The organism is Roseomonas mucosa ATCC BAA-692, assembly GCF_000622225.1.
GTDB lineage: Bacteria > Pseudomonadota > Alphaproteobacteria > Acetobacterales > Acetobacteraceae > Roseomonas > Roseomonas mucosa.
Map to the genome: position 1 here is coordinate 113520 of NZ_KK211413.1, position 7690 is coordinate 121209.

The window sequence follows — 7690 nt, forward strand, 5'->3', positions numbered from 1 at the left end:
CTCGTTTTCTTGGATGGAGGATGACTGTCAGGAACGCCGGAGCGCATTGGGCACGAGTGCCAGCACCATCAGGATGTTCAGCATCGCTGCCCCGCACAGGATAGCCAGCGTCGCCTGCGTGCCGAAGCTGTCCAGCAGCCAGGCGCCGAGAAAGGGCGAGGCTGCCTGCGCGATGAGGGTCGGCATGGCGATGCGGCCCATCAGCACGGCGTAGCCCTCCTTGCCGAACAGGGCCAAGGGCACCGTGTCGCGGGCGATGGAGCGGATGCCGCTGCCCATGCCGTACATGACGATGCCCACCGCCATGACACCCGGGGCGCCCACCAGCATGCCCAGGCCGACCGCCACCAGCACCGCGGACGCGACCAGGCTCCAGATGGGATGCGCCTTCTTGCCGAACAGCATCTCCAGCACGCGGGCGCCGACCTGCGCCGGGCCGATCAGCGTGCCCAAGGCGACGGCCGCCGCCAACGCTAGTCCCTGCGACTGGAGCAGGGTCAGCAGGTGGACGGAGAGCACAGTCATGATGATCGCCGCCAGGGTGAACCCTGCCGCCAGCATAACGAAGGCATAGCGCTGACCCGCCTGCACATGGCCCGACGGCGCGGCAGCCTTGGCGGCCGTGGGTGCTGTGGCGGGCTTAGCGGCTTCACGCGGCACCCCGAACAGGTAGAGCGGCAGCACGACGGCCAAGTGGATGGCGGCATAGGTCAGGCAGGCGCCGCGCCAGCCCAGATGGTCGACCAGGAAGGCGCTGAGCGGCCAGCAGACCGTGCTGGCGAAGCCGCCGAATAGGGTGACGTGGGTGATGGCGGAGCGCGCCTGCTCGCCGTAGAGCCGCCCCAGGGTCGAGAAGGCGGGGTCGTACAGCCCGGCACCCATGGCCAGCCCGAGGATGACCCAGGCCAGCACGAAGACCGGCAGGCTGGGTGCCAGCCCAAGCAGCAGCAGGCCAGCGGAGAGGAGGACAGCGCTGGCTGCCAGCACGGGGCGGCCGCCATGCCGGTCGATCAGGTGGCCGATGCGCGGGGAGGCCAAACCGGAGACCAGCATGCCGATGGACAGGGCACCCATGATCCAGGTGAGCGGCCAGCCCGTGTCCGAGGCGATCGGTCCGGCGAGCACGGCCAGCAGGTAGTAACTGCTTCCCCAGGCCAGGATCTGGGCGACACCGATGGCGGAGACCACGGTCAGGCGGCTGCGGCTGGCCGCCGGACCTGTGGAGCCAGCCTGAGCCTGAATGGCGGCCTGGCTCATTCCGCAGGCTCGGCCGGGACGGACACTTTCTGGGCTGCGGTCCCGCAGCACGGAGCATCCTCCGCCAATTCGGGCTTGGGCGCGCAGCAGGCGCCCTGGGGCGTTGCAGGCGTGCAGCAGGAGGATGCCGCGTCAGCGTCCGCAGGCAGCACGCGGTTGCTGGTGCACACGCCAGTCTGCGGCAGGTCGAGTTCCACCCGGCGCGCGGCCTCGATGTCGCCTGCCAAGAAGGCGGCGATTGAGCGCACCTGCTCGTAGCCGGTGGCCAGCAGGAAGGTCGGGGCCCGCCCGTAGGAGGTCATGCCCGCCAGGAAGAGTCCGCTGTCTGGCTGCTGGAGCTCGATGGCACCATGCGGCCGGACGGTCCCGCAGGAGTGCAGGTTGGGGTCGATCAGAGGCGCCAGGACGCGCGGGCACTCCAGCGCCGGATCCAGGTCGAGGCGGACCTCCCGCAGGATGGAGAGCTCAGGGCGCAGGCCGGTGGCCACCACCATCTCGTCCGCCTGAACCGACCGGCCGCTGCTATCGAGGACATCTAGCGAGCCGTCTGTCTGGCGGCGGATCTCCTCCACAGCGAAGGGCGCCAGCAACTGCACCCGGCCACCCTCGACATAGGCCTTCAGCCGCTGCCCCAGAGCGCCACGCTCCGGCAACTGGTCGGCCGCGCCACCACCGTAGGCCCGCGTCAGATCAGGGCTGCGCGCCGCCCAGATGACGGTGGTGCCCGGCGCCTGGTCGGCCAGGGCGACGAGGTCGATGAGGCTGCCGATGGCCGAGTGGCCAGAGCCGACAACCAGCACGCGCTTGCCCGCGTACCGGCCTCGCTCGGCGCCCAGGACGTCCGGCATGCCGTAGCGGATCCGGTCGGCGGCTGATTGCTCACCGATGGCGGGCAGGCCAGAGGCGCCTGCCGGATTGGGATGTCCCCAGGTGCCGGTCGCCACGATAACGGCCCGCGCGAGCAGGCGGCCCTCTTGGCCCCCGGTCTGAAACCTGACCTCGAACGGCTGCTGCTCACGACCGTCATTGCGAACCTTGCCAGCCCGCAACCGTGCGACGCCCGTCACCCGGGTGTTCAGACGCAGGCAGGCGGCGAACTCCGGTAAGACGGCCAGAGGTGCCAGGTAGTCCTCGACGAGCTCGCGGCCGGTCGGGAAGACCTCGGCATCTGGCGCCGTCCACCCGTGCCGCTCCAGGAGCGCGCGGCAGGCCCGGTCTACATTGTACCGCCAGGGGGAGAAGGTATGGACATGGCCCCAGTCCAGAGGCGCCGTGCCGACCGAAGGTCCGGCCTCGAACACCACCGGCTCCAGGCCGCGCTCCAGCAGGTGCGCGGCGGCAGCCAGGCCGACCGGACCACCGCCGATGATGGCGACGGGCAGCGATCCGGGGCTCGCGGAGCGCTCAGGGGCCCTGTTCTGAGGGGCAGGCTTGGCGGAGCAGCAGGAGCTCATCTGACGTTCCCCTTTGTTATGCCTCGGTGGGCGATGCATACGAATAAGCCAAGGGTCAGCATTGGCAGGTGCCCTTGGCCTTGCGGCGGGCCTTGGCGGCGCGGCCGGTTTCGGTCAGGGCGGCTGTGGCATCCATCCAGGCCTCCAGGCCAACCTTGAAGGCTTCCCGGCCCTTGTCGGTCAGGGTGTAGACCTTGCGCTCACGGCCGGAGACGACCTCAGATTCCGAGGTCAGATAACCGCCCTGCTCGAACTCCCGGAGCGTCGGATACAGGGCACCCTCGGACGGCGAGCAGCAGCCATTGGTGGTCCGCTCAACCGCTCGGGCGATGTCGTAGCCGTGCGCCGGGCCATCGTGCAGGACCTGGAGCACGAAGAAGCGGCTGAGGGCCATCTTGATGGTTCCGGCCCAGTAGCTCCGGTCCGTGAAGTCCGGGGAGGGACGAGGGACGGCTTGGAGAGTGGGCTGCTTGGGCATATCGGCAAGCTATGCCTTGGAGGGCGAGGTATCAAGAAGTACCGCACGTCGCTGTGGCGGTTGCGGAGGATTCTTGTCTCTTGGGGCGAAAACATGTACAGATCTATGTGTTGGCTGTACAGCTTGTGGGCCGGTGCCCCGCAGGCGAAGGAGGCTACATGTTTTTCCTGACCGCTCGAAGCGCCCGTCCCAGCCAGCCTCAAGGCAGGGGAGAGAACCGCATCTTTCGTATCCGTGGCCAGCAGCAGTTGGCGGGCTCGGCGGGTGACAAGGTATCTGTGGCCGAGTTCGTCCACATCCAAGCCAGCACGCCTAGCTCGCCCGATGAGTTGGCCCGCTCCCTGGCTGACCGCGTCCGCCAGGTGATCACAGGGCTGGCTGTGCGAGTAGGTTTGGAGCCCGTCAGCGAGGAGAAGGATGCGGCGCCTTTGACCGAGGCCACGGTGGAGCGTGCCAGGGCCGCGCTTCCCAGGCTGATGAGTGGGACGCGGGAGAGCTTCGTGTCTGTCATCTCGAAGCAGGGGAAGGTGGACGAGGCGGTCGCGATGGTCGACTGGCGCGTTCTCGAGGTCATCATGGAACTGGCTGAAGAGGCCCTCAAGTCGAAGCCACGAGCCGGTGACCTGATGCCGGTTGAGTTCTCGGCTTCGGAAGCCGCGCAATTGAGTTCCGGTGACTTCAACCGGCCACTGCCGAAGCGGCAGAAGGCTGCGGATCGCGAGCGCGCCATCGCCGAACTGCTTGGCGAGCCCGGCTGAACGGTTGTGGCTGGCTTTTTCCTGACGACTGCCGGGCTGCGTGTCAGCTTGCTGTGGGCGGACAGCCCCCTCGCCAAGTACATCCGCACTGCACCAACTGAGGAGATCTGGGTATCGCCGCTCTCCCACGCCATCATGAAAGATCAGTTCTTCGGAGAGAGTGGCGCGTCACCGGAACTCAGAAAGCGGGGATACCAGGCGGTAGAGGCGCATGCCCGGCAGATGGCGCGGATTAACCCTACCCAATACCCATATCCTGATGAACCAGCGCTGGACATCTGGGCGCAGATCCGATCCCTGGAGGTGAATATCGCCGCCTATGATGATGGGATCGCCCAGCACGTTGCCCAGCAGTTAGGGCCTGACGAGCTTCTCGTCTTCGCCACGGCCGCCGCCCACCTCAAGCCGCTGATCGGGCCAGGTCCTGACGATCCTGCAACGATCAGAGTACTCGATGGTCTTGGCGTCCGCTTTGTCCCTGCATCGACCTGGCTAGGTGCACATGGCACCTGACGATGCGGCAGAAGCCCGCCAGACAATGCCGCTGCTCCTTTGCCTGTCAGGCGGCGGCTTCCGTGGCTACTACAGCGCCCTCGTGCTTGCAGCCGTCGAAGAGGCGGTTGGTGCACCCTGCAACCGGATCTTCGACCTTATCGCGGGAACATCGATCGGCGGCATACTGGCGCTTGGCTTGGCCCACGGGGTGCCTGCGCGCACCTTGGCGGACATGATCGGGGAGCACGGCCCGGCGATCTTCCCACGATATCCCCTCCCAGGATTACGGCGCGCCTTTGGGCCGCCCTATCGCGGTGGGCGGGTCGGCGATGCCGTGAAGCGGATCCTTCCCGCTCAGGCTAGTCTCTCACTCTCTGCGGCGCCGACTCCCGTCATGGTCGTCTCGGTGTCGCCTGCAACGGCAAGACTGGTGGTGCTGTCGAGTTGGGACGGCGGCGCCACTGCGCTCATGTCTACCGCGGACGCTGCTATGGCGACCTCGGCTGCTCCGACCTACTTCCCCTCACATCGGGCGAGCCTGGGCTCGGGGGGCACCTCCATGGATCTCGTGGACGGGGGCATTGCGGCCAACGCGCCGGACGCTCTGGCCATCCGCGAGGCCACCTTCAGCCTTGGCTTGCCGGAGGAACGGCTCGCCATCCTCTCGGTAGGAACCTGTGCCCCCGCACAGGGAGGGGTCGGCACTCTTACTCCAGCCGCTTTCGGCGTGCCGGGAACTCTCGGGCGCCTGGGCGGCCGCGGCATTGTCGACCTGATGATGGCTGTCCAGGAAGCTCATGGGATCGCAGAGGCCAAAGCCCGCCTCGGAGGCGGTCGCTATCTGCGGCTTGATCGCGCCCCGAGCGACGCCCAAGCCAAGTTGCTCCAGCTTGATAACGCCTCGGGGGAGGCGCGCCAGACGCTGGAGGACCTCGCTCAGCAGACCCAAGCCGGTCTGCGCGATCATCAGAGTCACGGAGTTTGGCGCAGGATGGTCGCGCGAGCGCAGTTCGTCCGCCGCTGAGCGCCCGGCGCCCTGTACACAGGGCACCACGTTTCGGCTTCAGTGACCTGGCCTGGATGGCGGGCTGCTTGGACCTACCGGAAGGCTATGCTTGGAGGGGAGGTATCAAGCTCTTCATCAGCCGTGGCGCGAGGCTACGGAACGCCTCCATGTCATTGAAGGTGAAGCCATAACAATAAGTTACTAGATGCGCGACGAAGTGCCTCACTCAGGAACCAAGCTCCTGAGAGGCTAGGGAGGCGTTGTTTCCAGCCCCGAGGCGCACTAGGTTGTTGGGTGACAGGAGCGGTAGATGACGGAAGCTCAACGCAAGACCTTCGAGATGATGGCCAGGCGGTACACTGAGGTGAACACGACTACCCGTGATGTTGCCCGGGCCGCTTTGGTTCGCGAGGGTATCCGGCTGGCTGATGGCCGTCTTGCTCCTGAATACGGCGGCACAGCGTCGAAGAAGTCAGCGAAGAAGCCAGCCGCAGTCCGTAGTTGAGCCGGTACGCTACTTCCTTCGTTCTCGGCTATCACGGCTGCGACGAAGAGGTGGGCAGGAAAGCCCTTGCTGGGGAAGTGAACCTGCTGCGCAGCGAGAGGGACTACGACTGGCTTGGTCCGGGTGTCTACTTCTGGGAGGGTGATCCCGGACGAGCCCGCGAGTGGGCCGAGGAGAAGGTCGCCCGCGGCGCCTACGAGAAGCCGTTCGTTCTCGGCGCGGTCATTGACTTGGGCAACTGCCTGGATCTTCTGGTCCGCGAGAACCTTGACTGGCTGAAGATCGCTTATGAGAGCCTTGCAGCTTCGCACGAGAAGAGCGGGTTAGCGCTGCCGCGTAACAAGGACATCAAGGGCAGCACGACCAACGATAAGCTGCTTCGCAATCTGGACTGCGCCGTCATCCGCCGCCTCCATTCCATCTTGGAGCAGAAGGACGACCTGCCTCCCGGCACCGAAGCACTGGCTCCCTTCGATACAGTCCGCGGCCTGTTTACTGAAGGCGAGCCTGTCTATCCAGACGGCGGATTCTATCTGAAGTCCCACACCCAGATTGCAGTGTGCAATGACACCTGCATCAAGGGCCTGTTCCTACCCCGGTGACCTCGAGTCTCAAGCCGCGGGCGTCTAAGAACGCCCTTATGCCGGATCCTTTCGGTTGCCCTTGGCCACGATGAGCATATCGGCATCCGGCAAGGGCCGCTGAAGCTCCCGGGCGATCTCCCACGGCGCCTCCAGCCAGGTGTCCATCTCGTCCGGCGTGGTTAGCAGAACCGGCATCGCCGTAGGGTGGATGGCACCCACCGTCTCGTTCGGGTCGCAGGTCAGGAAGCCGTAGAGTTCGTGCTCTCCCTCAACAGGGGCTGACTTTGGGCCGCGGGTGCCAGTCCACTGGGTCCAGATGCCCGCGAAGGCGAACAGCGGCCGCTCCTCCGAGAGCGCGAACCACACCGGCGTCTTCTTGGGCTTCGTATCTTCCCACTCGGAGAAGGAGGTGACCGGCACCAGGCAACGGTGCGCCGGGCCGAGCCACCGGCGCCAGTGCGGGCTGCGGGTGTTGCGGATGTTGGTCACGGGATGGCCGCCATACTGCTCTGGCCCCGGCATCCCCAGCGCATCATTGTGAGCTCGCGTTCGCCATCCTCGGCTTGGCGCACGACAGGCGCCATGCTGTCCGGATAGATGGCGGGTAACGGCGGCTGGTTGCCGGTGCTGTCACGCGTGGCTCGCGTCAGGTCGAGGATGGCCCGCTGGTTGCTGGTCATCGAGTAGAGATTGCACATCGACCGTCTCTCAGGGCCGCTTCTTTCTGGTCCGCTTCTTCGGCGCCGCGCCGGTCATCGCTGCCGTCCAGAAGTCTGTGACCTGTTTGGCGCTCTGACGCGTCGCAGCCGCCTGCTGGCGCTTGGCTTGGCCGGTCATGATGCCGCGGGCTGTGGATCGGCATGGAATAGGAACCCTGTTGGAGGGGTGATCGGCGTCCAAACGGGACCCCACTGACGGCGGGGTTCACAGTGGTTTCCGGGATGATCGGGAGCCAGGGCTGGGATGCTGGTCGTGGAGACAGTGGCAAAGATCCGGCGCCTGCACCGGGTGCAGGGCAAGTCGATCAAGGCGATCTGTCGTGAGCTCGGGATTTCGCGAAAGGTGGTCCGGAAGGTTCTGCGGTCCGGGGAGACGGAATTCCGCTACAGCCGGGCGCGGCAGCCGCAGCCCAAGCTGGGGCCGTGGCAGGCCG

At 66.3% G+C, this 7690-nt stretch carries 8 protein-coding genes and 2 pseudogenes; 6 read left to right on the forward strand and 4 right to left on the reverse strand.

The annotated features are described in order from the left end of the window. Positions 1 to 27: 27 nt before the first annotated feature. The 3 genes from BT98_RS0122075 to BT98_RS25685 are packed head-to-tail and all read right to left on the reverse strand — an operon-like array spanning position 28 to position 3105. Positions 28 to 1257 (reverse strand): MFS transporter, encoded by a 1230-nt coding sequence (locus tag BT98_RS0122075; protein ID WP_019460596.1) that lies wholly within the window; start codon positions 1255 to 1257, stop codon positions 28 to 30. Continuing rightward, positions 1254 to 2711, reverse strand: a complete 1458-nt coding sequence (locus BT98_RS0122080) for an FAD-dependent oxidoreductase (RefSeq protein ID WP_019460597.1) — start codon at positions 2709 to 2711, stop codon at positions 1254 to 1256. Before BT98_RS0122080 ends, BT98_RS0122075 begins: the two co-directional genes overlap by 4 nt. Before the next feature lie 55 nt (positions 2712 to 2766). Beyond that, the gene (locus tag BT98_RS25685) at positions 2767 to 3105 is read right to left on the reverse strand and encodes a PadR family transcriptional regulator (RefSeq protein WP_019460598.1); all 339 of its coding nucleotides are present in this window, start codon (positions 3103 to 3105) and stop codon (positions 2767 to 2769) included. Between the two features lie 242 nt (positions 3106 to 3347). Here BT98_RS25685 and BT98_RS0122090 point away from each other — a divergent pair, with 242 nt between their 5' ends. From BT98_RS0122090 to BT98_RS28310, 5 genes are all read left to right on the forward strand, one after another. Next, positions 3348 to 3947 carry a hypothetical protein gene (locus BT98_RS0122090; protein ID WP_019460599.1) on the forward strand — a complete coding sequence of 200 codons (600 nt, stop codon included), beginning with the start codon at positions 3348 to 3350 and terminating at the stop codon, positions 3945 to 3947. 6 nt (positions 3948 to 3953) lie between these two features. Then, a complete protein-coding gene (locus tag BT98_RS27525; RefSeq protein ID WP_019460600.1) occupies positions 3954 to 4460 on the forward strand; it encodes a hypothetical protein in 507 nt (168 codons plus the stop codon). Next, positions 4450 to 5466 (forward strand): patatin-like phospholipase family protein, encoded by a 1017-nt coding sequence (locus BT98_RS0122095; protein ID WP_081798711.1) that lies wholly within the window; start codon positions 4450 to 4452, stop codon positions 5464 to 5466. Before BT98_RS27525 ends, BT98_RS0122095 begins: the two co-directional genes overlap by 11 nt. 292 nt (positions 5467 to 5758) lie before the next feature. Continuing rightward, positions 5759 to 5953, forward strand: coding sequence for a hypothetical protein (locus BT98_RS27530; RefSeq protein WP_075798175.1), 195 nt, complete (start codon positions 5759 to 5761; stop codon positions 5951 to 5953). Next, complete coding sequence (locus BT98_RS28310) at positions 5950 to 6555, forward strand: hypothetical protein (protein ID WP_026033102.1); 606 nt, start codon at positions 5950 to 5952, stop codon at positions 6553 to 6555. The genes BT98_RS27530 and BT98_RS28310 overlap by 4 nt, the downstream gene beginning before the upstream one ends. 36 nt (positions 6556 to 6591) lie before the next feature. On the opposite strand, the pseudogene BT98_RS25695 reads toward BT98_RS28310, so the two are convergent. Then, a pseudogene (locus BT98_RS25695) lies at positions 6592 to 7235 on the reverse strand (SOS response-associated peptidase). Positions 7236 to 7500: 265 nt separating this feature from the next. Between BT98_RS25695 and BT98_RS0122110 the strand changes: the two are divergent. Continuing rightward, positions 7501 to 7690 (forward strand): annotated as a pseudogene (locus BT98_RS0122110) (IS21 family transposase); the annotation flags it as partial.